Here is a 19,629-nt window from a genome sequence, read left to right on the forward strand (position 1 = left end):
TCTGTGCGCACTCTCAAACAAAAAGGGTACCGCTATGTTTTTCCTCAATTCAAGCGCATGGCATTGCGGGCACTGTCAGGTGTTTGCCCGGTCCAGAGCTGAAATGCGCGATAAAAGGAGTTGGGATCTTCGAAGCCGAGGAGGAACGCGATCTCTGCGCCGGACATCGTGGTATTTGCCAGGTAGTGGCGGGCGAGGCTCTCACGCACCCTATTGACCAGGGTTCGAAAGTTTTCCCCCTCCTCTTCGAGGCGACGTTGAAGCGTACGCTTGCTCAAGCCCAGTCGCTCTGCAGCTTTCTCGATGGTAGCCGCATTACCAGGTAACAGTTCCAGTAAGACAGCACGCACGCGATCCGCAGTAGACGCCGTCGCATCGAGTTCACTGAGCCGACGGCGAAGATCAGGTTCGAACGCGCGAAACATGCTTTCGTTGACCGTCAGAAATGGACGCAAAGCATCCACAGCGGCGAAAGCGATACCTGGGCACTCCCCGTTTTGCACGGGCACACCGAAGAAATTCTCGTAACGTCGGGGATAATGAGCGGACGGAAGCGGCGGAAGGATGACGCGATGCGCCTTAATGGGCTCACGGGTAGCGAGTCTGGCCAGTCGCACGAAAAACGCAATCTCGGCCACTTGCAGCGAATAGGGCACAACGGTTTGCATCAACAACCAGCGAGGCGTTACTACCAGCTCGCCTGCGTCGCCCGTGTTTACTTCCAGGCTCATGGGAGCCACAAGTTGCTTGTATTTGGCGAGGCGCTGCATGGCCTGTACCAGATTAGCGCTGCACAGGGCAGCGAACAGTGGCGGGTTGAAAGAATCAGCCGAGAGGGTCTCGACGATGCGTAAGGGAAACATGACATCACTTGCCTCAGCTTCCAAAGCGCGCCAGAAACGAAAATAGTCTTCGGTAGACAGTCCTTGTCTCGCACGGGAGAGTAAATCGTCCGGAAGACCGGCCCGACGCAATACATGACCAGGCTCAACACCTAAGTCCTTCAGTATGGCCAGCCAGCCGATATCCATTGGAAACGTTTTGTTTTGCACCCTCAGAACTCCGTCATTATTGCTCATTCAACCGACGCTCAGAGTATAGAGCAGTCATGCGTTAATACTCCTTCAAACTGCGCCACAATGACAGCGCATTGCGCCATCCTGCAGCATTCCGGGGCTCTGGTCCCTGTACTGGCATCTCTCGCATTAAACGTGGCGCGGATTGCCAGAGCGTTGTCGCGGCTTGCGTCCTATAGTGAGCTGTAAACATCGCACCAGGTCGGACACGCTCCATCTGTCCTGAACTGTCCAATCTGAACAATGGAGAAATTCCAATGAATGCTACCAACGCTATCGACCAACTGGCCCCCCAAAAATGGACCGAAACATCTCCCGCAGAACGTTTGCGTCTTCTGGAGGAAATCCGTGCAAACATGAAGAAGTACGGTGATGAGCTTGCCCTCGCTGACAGCAAGATGAAGAATGGCATCCTCGGTGCGCCTCTTTTTTCACACCCCATGTCTAAGGTTGCGACCGTCGTTCCTATGGCGAGTACAGTCTCGGCCGCCATCCTCCTTTACGAATCCATTCTCGACGGCAAGATGCCTCAGCCGCTGAGCGTGGAAAAAGTTAGCGAGGATCTCTACGACATTTATGTCTTTCCGCAGGAGCGGAAGGACAAGTTGATGTACGCGGATCAGAAGAGTCGCATCCGTGTGAAAGGCGAACCGAAACAAATCAATCCGATGGAAAAACCTGCCGGTATTATTGCCGTGCTGGGGGCCGGCAACTACAGTTCGGCGCTCGAGGTGTTGAAAGCGATCTTCTTCGAGAACTGTGCGGTCGTGCACAAGCCGCATCACCTGAACGAAGAAACCGACAGGATCTGGGCGAAGATCATGCAGCCACTGATTGATCAGCACGTTCTGAGCTTCTGCGATGCCGATCAGGGACAAGACCTGACCGTCGACCCCCGCCTCTCTAGGATCTACTTTACCGGTGGAACCGGAACGGCCGAAGCCATCATGTCAGCCACTGAGACGCCTCTGATCTCCGAATGTGGCGGCAACAACCCGTGCATCATCGTGCCGGGCGACCGGCCCTGGACAAAGAAGGAAATTGAGCACCAGGCAGTGCAGATCGCCACCATGGCAAAGTTCAATGGTGGTGCGAACTGTGGTCGTCCTCAGACCCTGGTGACAAGTAAACACTGGCCTCAGCGCAAAGAATTCCTTGATGCACTGCGGGTCGCACTCGCGGAGACGACCCCGGCGATGGGTATGTACTACCCAGGAGCTGACAAGGTGGTGGCGAGTTTTCGACAGGCCTATCCCGAGGCGGAAGTACTGCGCCCAGAAGGCGGCAAGTATCCGCATTCCGATGTCATATTGATCACCGGAGTTGAGCCCGGCGGCTACGCCACTTCACATGAAGCGTTCAGCCTGGTACTCGCTGAGGTGCCACTTGACCTGCCAGCCAATGCCACGGGCTTCCTCCCTGGTGCCGTCAAGTTCGCCAACATCCAGCTACTGGGCACGCTCGCCAGTGCGATCCTGATCGATGAGGACACCAGAAAAGCCCATCAGAAAGTACTCGAACAGGCTGTGTCTGACCTGGAATATGGTGCGGTCGCCATCAATGCCATGCCATCTTTCATTTTTCTTAACCCTTATCTTACCTGGGGCGGAAATGAGGCCGGCAAAAAGTTCGTTTCTGGTCGCGGCAACTTCGGCAATTTGCTCAATTACGAAAACGTCGAGAAAGCGATCATGGAAGCCAGGTTTATGTCACCAGGGCACATGCTGTACACGAACAAGCGTGCTTTCGACAACATGGCCGCGAACATGGCGTCTTTCGCAGTCGAGCCAACCTGGATGAACCTGACCTGCCTGATGGGGGATGCCATCCGCGATAGCTTCCGCAAAAAAGATTTCTGAGCCGGAAACTATAGCAGAGCGCATTGTTCCAGTAACTGAACAATGTGTCCTGATAACATTACTTTCTAAGTGGATTTAACAAACTATAATAAATTCACCCTTCGCGGCAACACACTTCCACCAACACACTGTAACTAAAGGGAAAAGGTGACATTATGAGTAAGCCATATGTTCGTCTAGATAAAAACGACGCTGCCGTTCTGATGGTAGACCATCAAACCGGACTCCTGTCCTTAGTACGCGACATTGACCCGGACAAGTTCAAAAATAACGTTCTTGCACTGGGTGATCTGGCAAAGTATTTTGGTCTTCCAACTATTCTGACGACCAGTTTTGAAAACGGTCCTAATGGCCCATTAGTCCCTGAACTTAAAGAACAATTCCCTGATGCTCCCTATATTGCCAGACCTGGCAATATTAACGCATGGGATAACGAAGATTTCGTTAAATCTGTTAAAGCAACGGGCAAGAAACAATTAATCATCGCGGGTGTAGTCACAGAAGTATGCGTTGCCTTCCCTGCCCTTTCTGCCATTGAAGAAGGATTCGATGTGTTTGTTGTTACCGATGCGTCGGGTACTTTCAATCCAATAACTCGGGATGCGGCATGGGATCGAATGTCTAACGCTGGCGTGCAGTTAATGTCATGGTTTGGCGTTGCATGTGAATTGCACCGTGACTGGCGCAATGATATTGAAGGTCTGGGTAACCTGTTCTCTAATCATATCCCCGATTATCGCAACCTTATGACGAGCTTTAATTTACTGAACGCTAAGTAAATTGATCCTTCGCAGTCCTCCTGTTAGACAGGAAGGACTGCGATTTTATTCAGTTTTCTCGTTCCATTTCAGCTGTGGGAATATGAAAGGTTGGATTAACACCCCGGCGAACATCACCAGTGCCGGTAATCTTCGGGCTGTGATTGTTAGCGACCTTTATCAGTTATCGGCACCAGATTTAACGCAGCTGTAAAACGTGCTGGTATTCGTCGCTGGAATCCGTACCATACGCGGCAGACAAATATTGCCCCTGCTGGCTCCGAAGGTAGTACTCAATGCAACAGAATCAAGAAATTAACAAAAAAGAGCAATACAACCTGAATAAACTGCAAAAGCGACTGCGCCGTAACGTGGGCGAAGCCATTGCAGACTTCAACATGATTGAAGAAGGCGACCGCATCATGGTTTGCCTGTCAGGCGGTAAAGACAGCTACACCATGCTAGAGATCCTGCGTAATCTTCAGCAAAGTGCCCCGGTGAATTTCTCCCTGGTGGCGGTCAACCTTGACCAGAAACAACCGGGCTTCCCGGAGCATATTCTGCCGGAATATCTCGAGAACCTGGGCGTTGAGTACAAAATCGTCGAAGAAAATACCTACGGTATTGTGAAAGAGAAAATCCCGGAAGGAAAAACCACCTGCTCGCTTTGCTCTCGTCTGCGCCGTGGCATTCTGTATCGTACCGCGACGGAACTGGGTGCGACCAAAATTGCGCTGGGCCACCACCGCGACGATATTCTGCAAACGCTGTTCCTCAATATGTTCTACGGCGGCAAGATGAAAGGTATGCCCCCTAAACTGATGAGCGATGACGGCAAACACATTGTGATCCGCCCGCTTGCCTACTGCCGCGAAAAAGACATCGAGCGTTTTTCTCAGGCTAAAGGGTTCCCGATTATTCCATGTAATCTCTGCGGCTCTCAGCCGAACCTGCAGCGTCAGGTCATTGGCGACATGCTGCGCGACTGGGACAAGCGTTATCCGGGGCGGCTCGAAACCATGTTCAGCGCGATGCAGAACGTCGTGCCTTCGCATCTCGCGGATGTTGAACTGTTCGACTTCAAAGGCATCAACCACGAATCTGACGTGGTGAACGGCGGTGACCTGGCGTTTGACCGGGAAGATATCCCGATGCAGCCAGCTGGCTGGCAGCCAGAAGACGATGACAACGCGTTTGAAGAGCTGCGTCTGAACGTCGTTGAAGTGAAGTAAGCGATTAGCGTCTCAGAAAGACCTTCTGAGACGCTTCATTCTTTATTTCAGCAAACGTACGCGACAGGTTTTACCTTTAATTTTCCCGTTTTGCAGCTGCTTCCAGGCTTTATGGGCAACGCCCTGGCGAACCGCCACATAGACATGCGCCGGGTGAACCGCAATCTTACCGATATCCGCCCCGTCCAGCCCCACCTCTCCGGTCAACGCACCTAATACATCCCCCGGGCGCATTTTGGCTTTTTTACCACCATCGATACACAGCGTCGTCATTTCGGCTTCCAGCGGCACCAGGCTGACGCCGGCAGGGGCATTCATCCAGTTCAGTTTAATCTGCAGCATCTCAGAGAGAATGTTGGCGCGCTGCGCCTCTTCCGGCGCGCAGAAGCTGATGGCCAGACCGCTGTTCCCGGCGCGTGCGGTACGACCGATACGGTGGACATGGACTTCCGGATCCCACGCCAGTTCATAGTTCACGACCAGCTCAAGGGATTTGATATCCAGACCGCGTGCAGCGACATCGGTCGCGACCAGCACGCGGGCGCTGCCGTTGGCGAAACGGACCAGCGTCTGATCGCGATCGCGCTGTTCCAGATCGCCATGCAGCGACAATGCGCTCTGCCCGGCAGCATTCAGGGCATCACAGACCGACTGGCAATCTTTTTTGGTATTGCAGAACACCACGCAGGAGGCCGGCTGATGCTGGCTCAGCAATTTCTGCAGGAGCGGGATTTTCCCCTGCTGCGAGGTTTCAAAGAACTGCTGCTCTATGGCGGGCAGCGCATCTACGCTGTCGATTTCAATGGTCAGGGGATTTTTCTGCACGCGCCCGCTGATAGCGGCGATGGCTTCCGGCCAGGTTGCAGAGAACAACAGCGTCTGACGCTCGGCCGGTGCGAAACGGATCACCTCGTCAATCGCATCGCTGAAGCCCATATCCAGCATCCGATCCGCCTCATCCATCACCAGCGTGTGTAACGCATCCAGCGAAACGGTGCCTTTTTGCAGGTGATCCAGCAGGCGGCCTGGCGTCGCGACGATAATGTGCGGCGCATGCTGAAGTGAATCACGCTGCGCGCCGAACGGCTGTCCGCCACAGAGGGTTAAAATTTTGGTGTTTGGCAGGAATCGCGCCAGGCGACGCAGCTCGCCAGCGACCTGATCGGCCAGTTCACGGGTTGGGCACAGCACCAGCGACTGGGTCTGAAAAAGCGCCGCATCGATATGCTGCAACAGGCCAAGACCAAATGCCGCGGTTTTCCCACTGCCCGTTTTCGCCTGTACGCGCACGTCGCGGCCCTCAAGAATAGCGGGCAACGCGGCCGCCTGAACAGGCGTCATCGTGAGGTATCCCAACTCGTTAAGGTTATCGAGTTGGGCGGCGGGCAGAATATTCAGGGTAGAAAAAGCGGTCACAATTGTCTCTCGTGGTGATCTTTGCGGTCAGATGGCGCGTATCCTCGCAGATCTCGCGGTCCGATGCGACAATTTAATCGGTTCTTCATCGGGCGGCGGGTCGGGCATCGGCTGAGGACGCGGGATGGGATCGGGCATTGGCACCGGATCGGTCGGGGTGGGATCGGACTGACGTGATTGTTGCAATAGCAGAGCGTTGAGGATGCTCATCATTCCCTCCAGAATTGACTGTCATCCCTTTTAGGGTAGACGCTGAGATTCAGGAGGCAAAAAAAAGCCGACTATGAAGTCGGCGTCGTACGAATCAATTGTGCTATGCAGTAATTCAAAAAAGGAAGTAAGACAATATGGAGCGCAACGCCCATCGCTTGACGTTGCATTCACCTGCGGGAGTAATAGTGCACCTTACGGGGTAAACGTTTATTGACTTCGCTCAATTAAAAGAGCGTTTTGACCCCGTCGAAAGGAGAAAAAAGCGTAAATTTACAGCCATTTACTACGATGCAACCACCATGCAACACCACCAATCAAAACAACTAACATGACGCAAAACGCGGTAAAACCATAGCGATACGCACCACCCGGAATGCCGCCCAGGTTGACGCCAAACAGCCCGGTAAGAAACGTGCTGGGTAAAAATACCATTGCCATCAGGGACATCGTATAGGTTCTTCTCGCCAGCGACTCCTGCATCACCTGCGCAATTTCGTCCGCCATCACCGCCGTTCTGGCAATACAGGAATCAATTTCATCCAGTCCGCGGCCCAGTCTGTCGGCGATATCCTGCATTCTGCGACGGTGATCGTCATTCATCCAGGCGAGTCTTTCACTGGCCAGACGCGCATACACATCCCGCTGGGGCGTCATATAGCGGCGCATCACGATCAGCTGCTTACGCAACAGGGCCAGAAAACCGCGCGGCGGGATCTGCTGATCGAGCAGGTTATCTTCCAGGTCGATGATTTTGTCGTGCAGCTCCTCGATAAACTCACTTGCGTGATCGGTCAGCGCATCACACACGTCCACCAGCCAGCTGCCGCAGTCGACGGGCCCGGTACCCTCTTTCAGATCGTTAACGATGTCATCCAGCGCCAGCACTTTACGCTGGCGGGTGGAGACAATCAGCCCGTCGTCCATATAGACACGCATCGCAACCAGCTGATCCGGACGTTCATCCGTGCTGCCGTTAATGCATCGCAGGGTGATTAGCGTACCGTCACCCATGCGGCTCACGCGGGGCCGCAGGCTTTCCCCCGCCAGCGCATCGCGCACATTGTTAGGCAAAAGCGGCGTTGAGGCCAGCCAGTCAGCACTGTCCGGGTGGGTGTAGTTCAAATGTAACCAGCAGGGATGCGCATTATCGATCACATCATTGTCTTCCAGCGGTCGGGCACCGCCACGACCATCCAGCACCCACGCAAATACTGCGTCAGGAACGTTAAGTTCAGATCCTTTAATGCTTTCCACAGCGCCTCCACCATTTAACTCTTTCGGTGTCAGTCTAGCTTTCATGAAGGGTTAAGCAACAAAAATGCGTTGTGCAATGTATTGATATCGTGGCGGAGTGTCGGCCGGGTAAGCACGAGTCACCCGGCAAGAAAGGCAGGTGTTGTCAGAGAGAGTGCTCTGGCCGCTGAAGGAAGGAGGGTGAGCCGGACGATAAGGAGGAAGGTGTGCCCTGGTCAAGCCGGAAATTACGCGTACGGGCCTGCAGTTCAATCACCTGGTTACGCAGCACATCAGAGGAGCCGTTAAGTTCCTCCGCCATTGCCACGTTACTTTGCGTGACCCGCTCCAGCTCTGACAACGCCAGCGTAATCTGAGATATCCCTTTCTCCTGCTCTGAGGTCGAGGCGGAAATTTCGTCCATCAACCGGCTGACATTCCCTGACCCCGCCACGATCTCCTGCATATTCTTCTCCGCCTCCGATACAACGGTGGCACCCTGACTGACGTTACTGCTGGTGACTTCAATCAGCGCTTTGATATTCTTCGCGGCCTCTGCACTGCGGTGCGCCAGGTTTCTGACCTCTTCTGCGACGACAGAAAATCCCTTTCCATGATCTCCCGCCCTCGCCGCCTCAACGGCCGCGTTGAGTGCCAGAATATTCGTCTGGAAGGCAATGCCGTCGATCAGCGAGATAATCTCTGTCATCTGCTGAGCGCATTCGGTGATGGACTCCATATTGGTGGCGACCTGCCCCATCAGCTCCCCGCCCTTGCGCGCCTGTCGCGTCGCCATGTTGGCCTGCTCGCTCGCCAGGCGGGTGTTATCGGCATTGTTTTTGGTACTTGCCGCCATTTGCTCCATGCTGGCTGCGGTTTGCACCAGAGACGCCGACTGCTGCTCGGTTTTCACCGAAAGCTGCGCGCTACGCGACGAGAGTTGTTCCGATAAGGTCATGGCGGTTTGCGATGACGCCCTGATCTCGCGCACCAGCGTAGCGATGTTGCCCGAAAGGCTATTAATGCCGGGAATGAGTCGCCCCGCGCAGTTGTTGCCAAACTCGGGAATAGACACCCCCAGATTGCCCGCTGTCACCTCTTCAATACTTTTCTTCACCGTATTGATCGGCGTCACAAGATACTTCGTCATATAGACCCAGAGCAAAAATAGCGCAACAAAGTTGATTACGTTAAGGGAAATAAAGAGAGAGGGATTGCTGGAAAATAGAACAACGACACCTGCAGTTATCAAAAAAAGAGATAAAAGGAACCCGATAATAAAGGTCCTGACGCTCATATTTTTTAGCATGATGATACCCACAATTTATATTTTGGTCGGCATCTCGTTTTATAGCATTCCCTCAACCGTTTTTCATGGCAATCGTCACTGGTTTTTCTTTTCGCCGTTAGCAACCTGAGATTTTGCTTAAGTCAGATAAAAAACGTGTATTAGTGAAAATGTTCTGCGCGGCATGCTGCAATACTGGTCTCCGGCCACGTTAAGCGATACCATCGCCTGCCGTGAGACGAGACAATCGCCCTCATATTTAAGGCGCTTTGCTACTATTATTCATTTATGTTTAGCAATGCTTAACAGGTTAATGAAAGAAATATATTTTATATTCTTAACACGCTTCAGGGTATTACTATGACTGGTTATTTTTCACGATAAATAACTAACCTTGTTTGAATGCGCATGTTCGTTGCCAGATAAAGATGGACCCGGCAGGCGAAATTGGTGACCCTCTCAGGTGTGGGATTGCATAATGCTCAATATATCGTGGGACCCTGTGTTAATCGCTATTTCTTATCTGGTCGCTTTCATCGCCTCTTTTGTGGCGCTGGACAGCGCCGGGAAAATCCCCCTTTCCAGCCGAAAGGCGGCCATGTTCTGGCGCATGGCCGGAGGGTGCTCGCTGGGCATCGGGATTGGGTCGATGCACTTCATTGGCATGCTGTCGATGCAAATGCCAATGATGATGAGTTACGACCTCTGGTTAACCCTTGCCTCTCTCGGCGTCGCGGTGGTGGCATCGACCACGGCCATTAATATTGCCGTTACCGGCAAAAAACTCTCTCCTGTTCGGCTGATCCTTGCCACGACGATCCTGAGCGCGGGCGTGGTATCCATGCACTACATCGGTATGGCGGCCCTGATGCTCAATGACAGCATCCTCTGGGACTGGCGCCTTGTGGCATTGTCCGTCGTAATTGCCGTCGTCGCCTCCGGGGCGGCACTGTGGCTGGCATTCCGCCTGCGTGATAAACACAAAGGGGTCTTTATCGATCGCCTTCTCGCGGCCCTGGTCATGGGTGCCGCAATCAGTGCAATGCACTATACCGGCATGAGTGCCGCCCATTTTCAGGAAATGGCGCACACTCTGCCCGGTGGGATCGGCGAACTGGGGTTGTCCATCTGGGTTTCGGTTACCACGCTTTGCCTGCTCGGGGTGATGTTAATCATTTCGCTTATCGATTCTCACTGGCGTACCAACCGGCTGACGGATAATCTGCGGCAGCTCAATCGCCAGCTTGAGCTACAGGCGCGCTTCGATGCGCTCACCGGGCTGGCTAACCGTCAACAGATGGATATCCGCATGCAGGATTGTCTGCGCAGTGCGTTGCTGAGTAACAGGCAATTTGCCGTGATTTTCCTGAACGTCGATCACTTCAAGCGGGTTAATGATACCTGGGGACACAACGTCGGGGATGAGTTACTGATCACTGTTGCGCAGCGCATTACGGCCCGGCTCACACGGGAGATGACCCTGGCCAGGTTGGGTGGGGATGCCTTTATCCTGCTGGTACCGGAATGTGACGACGACAAACTCAACGCCCTGCTCAAAGCCTTGCTTGGGGATATGCGACGTCCGCTTTCGCTCTGTGGACATACGCTGAGCACGACAATCAGCGCGGGCGTCAGCCGCTACCCTCAGGATGGCGAAACGCTACATGAGCTAAAGCTCAAGGCCGATGCTGCCTTACACCATGTTAAAGAAGAGGGCCGCAATGACTGGGCCATTTACAGAACCGAGATGTCAACCGCAATCCCGGCAAAACCCGGTTTTCTGCAGGAGCTGTCTCAGGCGCTTGAGCGTGACCAGTTTGAACTGTGGTACCAGCCCACCTGGCATGCGGAAGATAAAACGATACATGGTTTTGAAGCCCTTCTTCGCTGGCGACATCCTGAGCAGGGTGTGTTACTGCCTAATCTGTTTATCCCCACGCTGGAACAAACCGGCTTAATCATTCCGGTGGGTAACTGGGCCATTGAAGCGGCGTGTCGGCAGCTTCATTTCTGGACGGAACAAGGTTTCAGCCAGTGGACGCTGTCGCTCAACTTATCCCCCGTCCAGTTCGAACAGCAGGACATTTTCCCTGTCGTGTCGTCGATGCTGGAAAAATACAACCTGTCGCCGTCCAGGTTAATTCTTGAGGTGACAGAAAGCACCGCGCTCAAAAATCTCGACCGCAGCATCGAGTTACTGGAAGCGTTTAATCGTGCGGGGATCACCGTCTCGATCGATGATTTTGGTACCGGCTATTCCAACCTGCTGATGCTGAGCGTACTCCCGGCAAAAGAACTGAAGATTGACAGAAGCTTTGTCACTTCAATGCTGGAAAATGAAAAAAGCTACAAGCTGGTCGAAACCATTATGAGTATTGCCCGCACCATGGAGATGAATGTGGTGGCAGAAGGGATAGAAACGGAAGCACAGCAGGCGGAGCTCACCCGTCTTGGCTGCGACTATCTGCAGGGATACCTTTTCTCTCGCCCGTTACCTGCCGAACAGGTCCCGTGGCTGCTGTTACAGAAAAACTCAGACAAACAAATTATCCCCATTAATAAAACCCAAACCGACAGCGCCTATATTTCACAAAAAAATCATGCCTGACGGGGTTAAGTAGAGTATGTTTCAAATGAGTACACGCGAGTTAATTCGGTCATGATGGTCAGGCACAGTGTGCCGATGAGCAGGAAACGCCTATGTCGCAACCTTGTTTTGATGCGCTGAATGTTATTAAAACTCCCGTGTGGCTCATTTCACCCGTGTCGGAACAGATTATTTTTGCCAATGTGGCCGCTCTGCAGGCCATGAGTGATAAAACTCTCGATGCGCTGCGTAAAGGCACCTATTCCGCAACGGCGCAAAGCCTCCTGTCGATGTATGTCTCTGAACTGAAAACAGAGCAGGAGATCGTCGAAATCTGGACAATAAGCCGGGATGGGCAGGATACACCGTTAAGTTGCCGTCTCTCGCTGGCCCGTTACGCCCCCTGGGGAGATGTGATTGTTTTCGAGGGGTTCACCCCGCAACTCCTCACAGGATTGAAGGCCAGCCGCTCGGCAACCTACCGGCGGAAAAAACAGGGGTTTTACGCCCGTTTTTTCCAGACCAACAGCGCACCGATGCTGTTAATCGATCCTGCGCGTGACGGCCAGATCGTCGATGCTAACCTGGCCGCGCTGAATTTTTATGGTTATTCGCATGATGATATGTGCAGTAAGCATACCTGGGAGATAAATACCCTGGGGCGAGATGTGATACCCATTATGACGGCGATCGCCGCGCTGCCCGGTGGCCATAAACCGCTTAACTTTGTTCACCGTCTTGCCGACGGTACTACCCGTCATGTTCAGACGTATGCCGGCCCCATTGAGATCTACGGTGACAAGCTGATGTTGTGCATCATCCACGATATCACCGAGCAAAAAAGGCTGGAGCAGGAGCTGGAACATGCTGCGTTACGTGACTCCATGACGGGATTACTCAACCGGCGCCAGTTCTACGCGATTACCGATCAAAGCGACCTGAATCATCTTCCCGCGCAGCAGCAGTTTAGCCTGCTGCTGGTGGATACCGATCATTTTAAGAACATCAACGATCTGTTCGGTCATCTGAAGGGCGATGAGGTGCTTATCGCTCTCTCCCGAACGCTGGAATCCTGCAGCCGAAATGAGGATTTGGTCTTTCGTTGGGGTGGAGAAGAGTTCGTCCTTCTGCTGCCGCGTACCTCTCTCGATACTGCGCTGCAGATTGCCGAGTCGATCCGTGCGGCCGTTGCCCGTTTAACGCTTCCAGGGTTGCCCCGCTTTACCGTCAGCATTGGCGTGGCGCGACATAATCAGGGGGAGAGTATTGATGAGCTGTTTAAGCGTGTCGACGATGCGCTGTATCGCGCTAAAAATGACGGACGTAATAAAGTCCTTGCGGCATGAAACTGGAGTATCCGACAAAGCCCCGCTACAATGCCTGCCTCGGATAAAATAATTTCAGGTGGGTAGAATCTGCAATGGGAAAAACAGAAATAATACTCACCATAATTATTTTACTCCTTATTATATTTGGCTTCTGGTTTATCTTTAGCGGTGAAATCTGGTATTTCGTCGCGTTTCTGGAAAATACCCTTTACCCGACCTTCGATGCCCCATAACGCATGTTTAATCTCTTGTTTCACCTACCGAATTTGTCAGGTACCTGCATGCCGGACTGCCGCGTAAGATACGCGTCGTTATCCTCCAACAACGTTGATAACGAATCACTTATTCACTTGCTTATGTTGCCCGTTCTCTGACGGGCTTTTTTATTTCCGGCAATTCAGCCACGCCAGGCTATATCTTAATCATCTTTGTTAATAAAGGTGAGGAATGATGAGCAAGAAAATCCTGATGCTGGTGGGTGATTACGCCGAAGATTACGAAACCATGGTGCCCTTTCAGGCGTTAAAGATGTTGGGCCACCAGGTCGATGCTGTCTGCCCCGACAAACCGAAGGGCGACTACATCATGACGGCGATCCATGACTTTGACGGCGCACAGACCTACAGCGAAAAACCCGGCCACCGTTTTATCCTTAACGCCGACTTTTCCAGCGTCAAAGAGCAGGATTATGATGCCCTGCTGATCCCCGGCGGCAGAGCGCCCGAATATCTACGCTTAAATGAGGACGTGTTAAAGCTGGTTCAGGCATTTGACGCCGCGCGCAAACCGATAGCTGCGGTATGTCACGGCCCGCAACTGCTCGCTGCCGCTGGCATACTGAAGGGACGGACCTGCAGCGCCTACCCGGCCTGTGCGCCTGAGGTCCGTCTCAGCGGCGGACATTACGCCAGTATCGGCATCGATCAGGCCCATGTTGACGGCAACCTGGTGACCGCTCCCGCCTGGCCCGCGCATCCGCAGTGGCTGGCGAAGTTCACTGCGCTGTTAGAAGGATAAAGCTCAAAGAATCCAGATGACGTGAGGCTTCCTCAATACTGACTCCGGGGGTGTTACCCTCCCCCGGTGCGTTAACCAGTTGCCGCAGTTGCTCTTCAGCCGGCACTGCACTGGCAAACGAACGGGTGATCTGCCAGACCATCGTCTTCAGTTCACTTCCCGTCAGGTATTTTCCCTTCTGGTGATCCAGCGCATCCAGTTTTGCCGACAGCGCCTCAAGTTGCGTCATTCCCTCATTCCAGCCCTGGAGCTTGCTTGCGGGCAGCGTCCGGGCCATCTGATATTGCTCCCAGCGTTTTACCAGCTCACGGGTTGCCGGGTCGTCTGGCCACAGGGCTTTTGCCTGCGAAACCAGCCCCTGCCCATAGCGAAGCCGCCATCCTGGTGACTGGTTCATGATCCCGTTGACCTGGTGCGTTATTCGCTCAAGCCACATGGCAGACTCTGTCCGGCTGTTATCCGTCTTCCTGAACGCCTCGATTTGCGGGGCCGTCATGGGTTCAGGCAGCGGGGCAACGGAGGCAGCCAGGGTAGTTGTGGCGTCATCCGGCTGATGCAGGACCTGCCACCCAAAAGCCGTTGCTGCGCCCAGCACCAGCGAGGTTGCCATGCCGGCCACAAAGACGGGCCATCGTCTGGGTTTGACTCGTGGCACTTCCTCCACCCGCACCCTGACCTCAGGCTCCTTATGGATGACATAGACCAGCTGGCTGGCTGGTCGCACCGCTTCCTCAGGCAAAGCAGTGCCCTGGGAGATTTCCTCATGCAGAGCACCGTTTTCCAGGCGACTTAAAGCACTACGTATCTGCTGCAGCAGGGATGCCGGGTTACAGGCGTGTCTGAGTTCCTGACGCTTCAGAATGTCGTCCAGCGCCTGCAGTTGCTTTTCAGCCAGCTCAAGTGCCGTGAAATCAGCAGGTTGGAGTGACCATGTACGGAAAAGTTTTTGCAGGCGCTGAAAAAGTCCATTGAGAATTTCAGCCCGGGCCTGCACCGGCTGCGGCCAGAACTGAGCCCACTGGTAGCTCAGCATCGCTGTCAGGATGGCCAGCCCCTCCTTAAGACCACTGACCTGTGCCAGCTGGCTGCGGGCAAGGGTATACCAGGCACCGGTCTGCAGCTCAACACCGTTGATTTCAAACAGGGAAAGCGACAGTTTTTCCACCTGCATCCAGTCGACGTCCGGACGTGCCGGGTGTGTCAGTTTGCTCATCTCATCGCGCAGCGCCGTAAACTGAGGCAGTGAACGCGGATCGCCGCCGGTTCTCACCGGGTGGGGTTGTTCGTCATGCATGTTTCATTTTCCGGGGAAAAGCGAGCCAGAGTCAGGCTCAGGGTTTACTCAGGAAGCAAAGGGGCAATCATCATAAAGAATGCCTCTTCATCAAGCCGGGCAGGATCACCGCCCTGCACGCCAGCCGGACACCAGGTCCAGTCATTCTGCCTGCCGCTGCGCATAAACAACCGGTACAGGGTCCGGATAGCGTCCGGCGCATGCAGACAAGCCTCAATACAGCCGGTCACGCCCGGCCCGTACAGGAAAATGGGGGTAAACCGGATGCTTCGCTTTCCGTAGTGCAGGGTGATACCCGGCACCGAAAACGCGCTCACGCCGATGAGAAATTCAACCAGCACAGTGGCAGTGGCGTCCGTGCGGATTTCTGTTCCGGCAAGCCACGTGTCCATTGACGCCTGGAGCTGGCTAATTCGCAGGCGAAACGCCGCAATATCCGCTTCCGCCTTCGTGTCAAAGGCTTCACAGCGGGGATGCTGGTCCTGCAGTTTTCTTAAAAATCGTGCTTTTGCCGACATGGTTTACTGTCCGTCAGAAGATTAGAGGCGGGTCCGGGCATCAAGATACTGCTGCTGTTTGAGGTGACGGATCAGCACACGGCCGTCGGGCATAAACGCCGTGCCATAACGCACCAGACCAATCCCCCTGAGTTCAGCATCAATCGCATAACGCAGCTCACCCGGAATAGTCTGCTCAAGCAGAACCACATCAATTTTCTTAAGCCGCGGTTCGTACTTAAGCAATACAGCCGATAACGTTCCCATCAGTTCATGCGCGGTACCCGACATGCCCTGCAGAATTTTGGTCATATCCGGCAGACCGTAGTCCGGCAGGTGCGCCAGCGTGCCGGCGCGGCAGTTCAGAATGCGCTGCATGTTGTCGAGTACCGAAAGGATGACCTGATTCTCTTCGCTGACCTGATGCAGATCGAGGCCGCCGGTAAAGTTGCCGTAAAGCGTTTCATACAGCGATGGACGGGAGGGCTCACTCATCTTTCAGTGCCTTCAGCGTCAGCCGGTTGTCACCCGCTTCAATCACCCGAGCCTTGTCCGGATCAAGCTCATCGCGGCTCAGTACTACACGCCAGGTGTTGTTCTCCTGGTCCGGCGACATAAACATTCCGGCTACCGCCACATACTGTGCCTTTTCGTCCATCGGCATATCGACCATTACCGCCCCGCCCGGCTGCAGACGGATATCTTTCTCCGCCACCAGGTCTGCTCTGATAGCCTGACTGTCGGCATTAAAGAGTGACGGGTAATCCGTACTATCAAACGTCTTACGTTCCTTAAGTTGATAAATACGCACCACCGTCGACAGCGCCACCCCACCGGCGTTGTGGTTCACTGCCTCACGGGCGCGAATGTCGAGATGCAGGGTTTTCACCTGTTTATAAAATATGGATTTGGTCACAGCGACAGTACCGTCCGTGACTTTCTGGGTCAGGCCACAGCCTGCCAGTAACAGTGAAATCCCCGCGGCCAGCGCGGCCAGGGGAAATTTACCAGCGGTAATCGCCATCTTCATCGGTCTCCCTGCGGTGAATATGTTCTTGTATCCGCTCATAGCGGCCAAGATTGATGGTTATTATTTTGGTGTGTGTGGCGGTGTTTGCTGCATTCAGCGGTCGCATCACGGCGGTGCGGCCCAGCTGTACCGCGCCTGTTCCGGGTTGAGTGTTTATCGTCGCGTCAGGCAACAGGTTGCGGTCGACACACAACTGCAGGCGGACATCGAGGCGTGAACCAAGATAAACGTGCAGCAGCGCCAGCAAATCCGTGTGAAGCTCGCCGCCGGGTAACCAGCCCGTCACTTCCGCCGGGTCCGTGGTGGTCAGGCGCATCAGCACCTGGCTATTCACGTCGGTGGCATAGCTGCCCATCACCGGGTGGTTTGCCAGGGTAACCGGCTGGCGAACATGCATCGCCAGCGGATTCTTCAGCGGTACACGGCGTTTGTCATGGTGCCAGATTTTTACCTGAGAGTTGGGCGCCAGCAGACGCACCAGAGAGGCCATGCCTTCCGCCGTGCGTCCCGGTAGCAGCATCACCGGCAGCAGCGCCAGAAAGCGTGAAGCCGGCGCGGCGATGCTGTCCGTACAGCCATCAATCCCGAGCCCAGCCAGCCCCAGCAGGTACTGCGAGGTTTTGTCCCTGCCGCCTTCTTCAAAGGTTGCCGGATACGAGTACTTACGCCAGATACGGTAGTACTGGGCAATCAGCCGGTGGTTGAAGATATCGAGGAAACCGGCAGTGGCCTCATACCCTTCCCGTCGCCGGGTGATATCGTCGGTATAGTGCGTCGGCAGTGGCGATTCCACGCCGTAGAGCCCCATGAAGGTGATGCGCACCGTCGGCGGCAGATGGGGATGCTCGGGTAATTCCACCCCTTTGATTTCAGAAGCCGGGAACCCCATCCCGGGATGGGGCTGGAAGCGCACCGGCTCACGCTTAACCTGCCAGGTGCTGCCGGTAACCGGTTGACCCGGCTGGCTCTGCTCCAGTAGCTGGCAAAAGCGATAAAAGTTCATGTACGGCAGGTACTGCCGTAGCTGCGCTGTCAGCCGGGCAGCCGCGGACTGTGGTTCTCTTTCCACCGGATACATTTTCCTTCTGGCTGAACGATGAGGGTGAGCTGGTTGAACTGGTTCATGTCTGCATAGAGCGCGAAGAAACGGTTGAGCATTTCGCCAAACAGGTGAATGTCCCCTTCCCCCGTAAAACCGTTGCTGTCGAGCGTGACTTCGATATCCAGCCCGCGCAGCAGGTAACCCTGCTCGAACCGCTGCAGGCGGTGATGCGTCACCTGCTGTATCGCCTCCAGACGGCGGGTGTTCAGTTCATCCTCCTGCCAGTTGTACAGCGCAAGCGTCCCGCGCAGCACTTCAGCAGTACTCATCATGTTCAGGAACCCGGAACCCAGGTGACTCAGCACCCGCCAGTGAAAACGGTCTTCCGCAGGCGGGTAGACGGGCAGCGTCGGCCTGCAGAGGTTGCGTACCGAAAGCGGTGTACTGACCACCTGTTCACAGCGGTCAAGCAGTGTGCTCTGCAGAGCCCGGCGCGGTAACTGACCGTTGGTACCGGTGATTTGCAGCGACACGGCTTCGCGCTCAAACAGGCGGTCTTCTTCCCACTGGTGTCCGCCGAGGATAAGCCAGGTGTCATACAGCCCTGTCACGCTGCGCTTCACGCGTGTGTGGTAGTAGCGTGGCGGCGCGTGGCGACGCATCATCCCGCCCTTGTGGCGGAAACTACTGAACGGGACGTACTCCGCGTCATGGGTCCGGTTTGAGCCGGTGACTGAATCGACAGAATAAATCTCGGTATGTCCGTCCTGCAGACGTTTCGGGCGCAGCAGGTACTCGCTTTCAAGCCCGGTGATGGTGAGCGGGTCCGCTTCCAGGGTGAACAGATTAATGACAGGTACGCAGTGCAGGCGAACGGCCTCATCAGTAACCGGCAGGTCAGACGGCCATGGCGTACTGAATACGACTTCAATGTCGAAATACTCGGCCCCAGCAGGCGGCGTGATACCGTCAAGGCCATTGAGGTGGACAAACATAAACTTGTCCCGGAAGGTGAAGTATTCCAGCAGCAACTGGTAGCCGCTGAAGGCGGTATCCCCTTTCGGCCAGAGTCCGTCTTCCTCCGCAAAGCCACCCGGTGAGAAATATCCGTCAAGACGAATACGGTCAGGCTGCCCGGGCAGGCGCAGGTACAGTGCCGCCAGCCGTTTGGTCAGCATCAGGTGCAGCTGGCTGCTGACCGGGGCACCCGCCCCGAGATACAAGCTCAGGCGGCTGAGGTCTGCACCGGACCAGTCCGCCTGACGGCTGCAGGCAAAGCGCATCCGCAACAGGGAGCGACCGTCAGGCTCCGTCGTCATGGTAACACCCGATATACTCAGGGGATTGAGCATCACTTCCTGGGTGGTGCGATAACGGCAGACGGTATTCTTCGGCCCCACCGGTCGGGAGTACACCTCAAGGCCTGCGGGCACCACTTCCGCCATTTTCATGGCATGCAGCGCCGGGGTCAGTGCCACCACCGAAAGCGACGGAATGGTGCGCAGGTAGTGTGGCCAGAGCATGCTGACCAGCCCCTCAGTAAGTTCCGGCAGGTCGTCGTCTATCTTTTCACGCAGCCGCCCCACCGAGAAGGCAAACCCTTCGAACAGGCGTTCAACATACGGGTCGGGGGGCCCGGCCTTATCCAGGTCCAGCATCGCGGCTCGGTCCGGGTGAGTCTGTGCGAACTCTTTCGCGGCTTCACGCAGGTAGCGCATTTCTGCGTCGAAATAGCGCAGGGTCAAATCTTCCATTTATT

The 19,629-nt window shown here is 54.8% G+C and carries 18 protein-coding genes and 1 pseudogene; 8 read left to right on the plus strand and 11 right to left on the minus strand.

Features of this window, described 5'->3' with window-relative positions; translation table 11 throughout:
* Positions 1-44: 44 nt before the first annotated feature.
* Positions 45-1,052, minus strand: a complete 1,008-nt coding sequence (locus C1N69_RS11980; protein WP_095451214.1) for an AraC family transcriptional regulator — start codon at positions 1,050-1,052, stop codon at positions 45-47.
* A 281-nt stretch (positions 1,053-1,333) separates the two neighbouring features.
* Between C1N69_RS11980 and C1N69_RS11985 the strand changes: the two genes are divergently transcribed.
* The 4 genes and pseudogenes from C1N69_RS11985 to ttcA all read left to right on the plus strand — a co-directional run bounded on the left by C1N69_RS11985 (position 1,334) and on the right by ttcA (position 4,925).
* Positions 1,334-2,935 carry an aldehyde dehydrogenase family protein gene (locus C1N69_RS11985; RefSeq protein ID WP_095451213.1) on the plus strand — a complete coding sequence of 534 codons (1,602 nt, stop codon included), beginning with the start codon at positions 1,334-1,336 and terminating at the stop codon, positions 2,933-2,935.
* A gap of 155 nt (positions 2,936-3,090) precedes the next feature.
* Positions 3,091-3,714 carry an isochorismate family cysteine hydrolase YcaC gene (gene ycaC / locus C1N69_RS11990; protein WP_095451212.1) on the plus strand — a complete coding sequence of 208 codons (624 nt, stop codon included), beginning with the start codon at positions 3,091-3,093 and terminating at the stop codon, positions 3,712-3,714.
* 156 nt (positions 3,715-3,870) lie between these two features.
* Positions 3,871-3,954: pseudogene (locus C1N69_RS22935) on the plus strand (hypothetical protein); the annotation flags it as partial.
* A 35-nt stretch (positions 3,955-3,989) separates the two neighbouring features.
* A complete protein-coding gene (gene ttcA / locus C1N69_RS11995; RefSeq protein ID WP_094917068.1) occupies positions 3,990-4,925 on the plus strand; it encodes a tRNA 2-thiocytidine(32) synthetase TtcA in 936 nt (311 codons plus the stop codon).
* 42 nt (positions 4,926-4,967) lie between these two features.
* On the opposite strand, the gene dbpA is transcribed toward ttcA, so the two are convergent.
* The 4 genes from dbpA to C1N69_RS12015 all read right to left on the minus strand — a co-directional run bounded on the left by dbpA (position 4,968) and on the right by C1N69_RS12015 (position 9,096).
* The gene (dbpA, locus tag C1N69_RS12000; RefSeq protein ID WP_095451211.1) at positions 4,968-6,341 is read right to left on the minus strand and encodes an ATP-dependent RNA helicase DbpA; all 1,374 of its coding nucleotides are present in this window, start codon (positions 6,339-6,341) and stop codon (positions 4,968-4,970) included.
* Positions 6,342-6,368: 27 nt separating this feature from the next.
* Positions 6,369-6,551 (minus strand): proline-rich small protein YnaL, encoded by a 183-nt coding sequence (gene ynaL, locus C1N69_RS23075; protein WP_071994076.1) that lies wholly within the window; start codon positions 6,549-6,551, stop codon positions 6,369-6,371.
* 273 nt (positions 6,552-6,824) lie between these two features.
* Positions 6,825-7,808, minus strand: a complete 984-nt coding sequence (zntB, locus tag C1N69_RS12010) for a zinc transporter ZntB (RefSeq protein WP_025759495.1) — start codon at positions 7,806-7,808, stop codon at positions 6,825-6,827.
* Between the two features lie 145 nt (positions 7,809-7,953).
* Positions 7,954-9,096 carry a methyl-accepting chemotaxis protein gene (locus tag C1N69_RS12015; protein ID WP_155031268.1) on the minus strand — a complete coding sequence of 381 codons (1,143 nt, stop codon included), beginning with the start codon at positions 9,094-9,096 and terminating at the stop codon, positions 7,954-7,956.
* A gap of 457 nt (positions 9,097-9,553) precedes the next feature.
* Here C1N69_RS12015 and C1N69_RS12020 point away from each other — a divergent pair, with 457 nt between their 5' ends.
* The 4 genes from C1N69_RS12020 to C1N69_RS12035 all read left to right on the plus strand — a co-directional run bounded on the left by C1N69_RS12020 (position 9,554) and on the right by C1N69_RS12035 (position 14,007).
* On the plus strand, positions 9,554-11,683 hold the full coding sequence (locus C1N69_RS12020; protein WP_155031269.1) for a putative bifunctional diguanylate cyclase/phosphodiesterase: 2,130 nt from the start codon (positions 9,554-9,556) through the stop codon (positions 11,681-11,683).
* 92 nt (positions 11,684-11,775) lie between these two features.
* Positions 11,776-13,008 carry a sensor domain-containing diguanylate cyclase gene (locus C1N69_RS12025; RefSeq protein ID WP_155031270.1) on the plus strand — a complete coding sequence of 411 codons (1,233 nt, stop codon included), beginning with the start codon at positions 11,776-11,778 and terminating at the stop codon, positions 13,006-13,008.
* A 74-nt stretch (positions 13,009-13,082) separates the two neighbouring features.
* Positions 13,083-13,223, plus strand: a complete 141-nt coding sequence (locus C1N69_RS12030) for an Ecr family regulatory small membrane protein (RefSeq protein ID WP_032672643.1) — start codon at positions 13,083-13,085, stop codon at positions 13,221-13,223.
* 217 nt (positions 13,224-13,440) lie between these two features.
* The gene (locus C1N69_RS12035; protein ID WP_155031927.1) at positions 13,441-14,007 is read left to right on the plus strand and encodes a DJ-1/PfpI family protein; all 567 of its coding nucleotides are present in this window, start codon (positions 13,441-13,443) and stop codon (positions 14,005-14,007) included.
* Here the strand turns inward: C1N69_RS12035 and C1N69_RS12040 are convergent.
* The 6 genes from C1N69_RS12040 to tssF are packed head-to-tail and all read right to left on the minus strand — an operon-like array spanning position 13,985 to position 19,624.
* Positions 13,985-15,301 (minus strand): VasL domain-containing protein, encoded by a 1,317-nt coding sequence (locus C1N69_RS12040; protein WP_095451208.1) that lies wholly within the window; start codon positions 15,299-15,301, stop codon positions 13,985-13,987. The genes C1N69_RS12035 and C1N69_RS12040 overlap by 23 nt on opposite strands.
* A 44-nt stretch (positions 15,302-15,345) precedes the next feature.
* A complete protein-coding gene (locus tag C1N69_RS12045) occupies positions 15,346-15,819 on the minus strand; it encodes a hypothetical protein (RefSeq protein ID WP_095451207.1) in 474 nt (157 codons plus the stop codon).
* Between the two features lie 21 nt (positions 15,820-15,840).
* Positions 15,841-16,293, minus strand: a complete 453-nt coding sequence (gene tssE / locus C1N69_RS12050; RefSeq protein ID WP_155031271.1) for a type VI secretion system baseplate subunit TssE — start codon at positions 16,291-16,293, stop codon at positions 15,841-15,843.
* On the minus strand, positions 16,286-16,822 hold the full coding sequence (gene tssJ / locus C1N69_RS12055) for a type VI secretion system lipoprotein TssJ (RefSeq protein ID WP_176472217.1): 537 nt from the start codon (positions 16,820-16,822) through the stop codon (positions 16,286-16,288). Before tssJ ends, tssE begins: the two co-directional genes overlap by 8 nt.
* Positions 16,803-17,906, minus strand: coding sequence for a type VI secretion system baseplate subunit TssG (gene tssG / locus C1N69_RS12060; RefSeq protein WP_047958777.1), 1,104 nt, complete (start codon positions 17,904-17,906; stop codon positions 16,803-16,805). Before tssG ends, tssJ begins: the two co-directional genes overlap by 20 nt.
* Entirely contained in the window at positions 17,861-19,624 is a 1,764-nt protein-coding gene (gene tssF, locus C1N69_RS12065) for a type VI secretion system baseplate subunit TssF (protein ID WP_047958778.1), read from the minus strand. The genes tssG and tssF overlap by 46 nt, the downstream gene beginning before the upstream one ends.
* Positions 19,625-19,629: the final 5 nt, after the last annotated feature.

It is taken from the genome of Enterobacter sichuanensis (genome assembly GCF_009036245.1).
GTDB lineage: Bacteria > Pseudomonadota > Gammaproteobacteria > Enterobacterales > Enterobacteriaceae > Enterobacter > Enterobacter sichuanensis.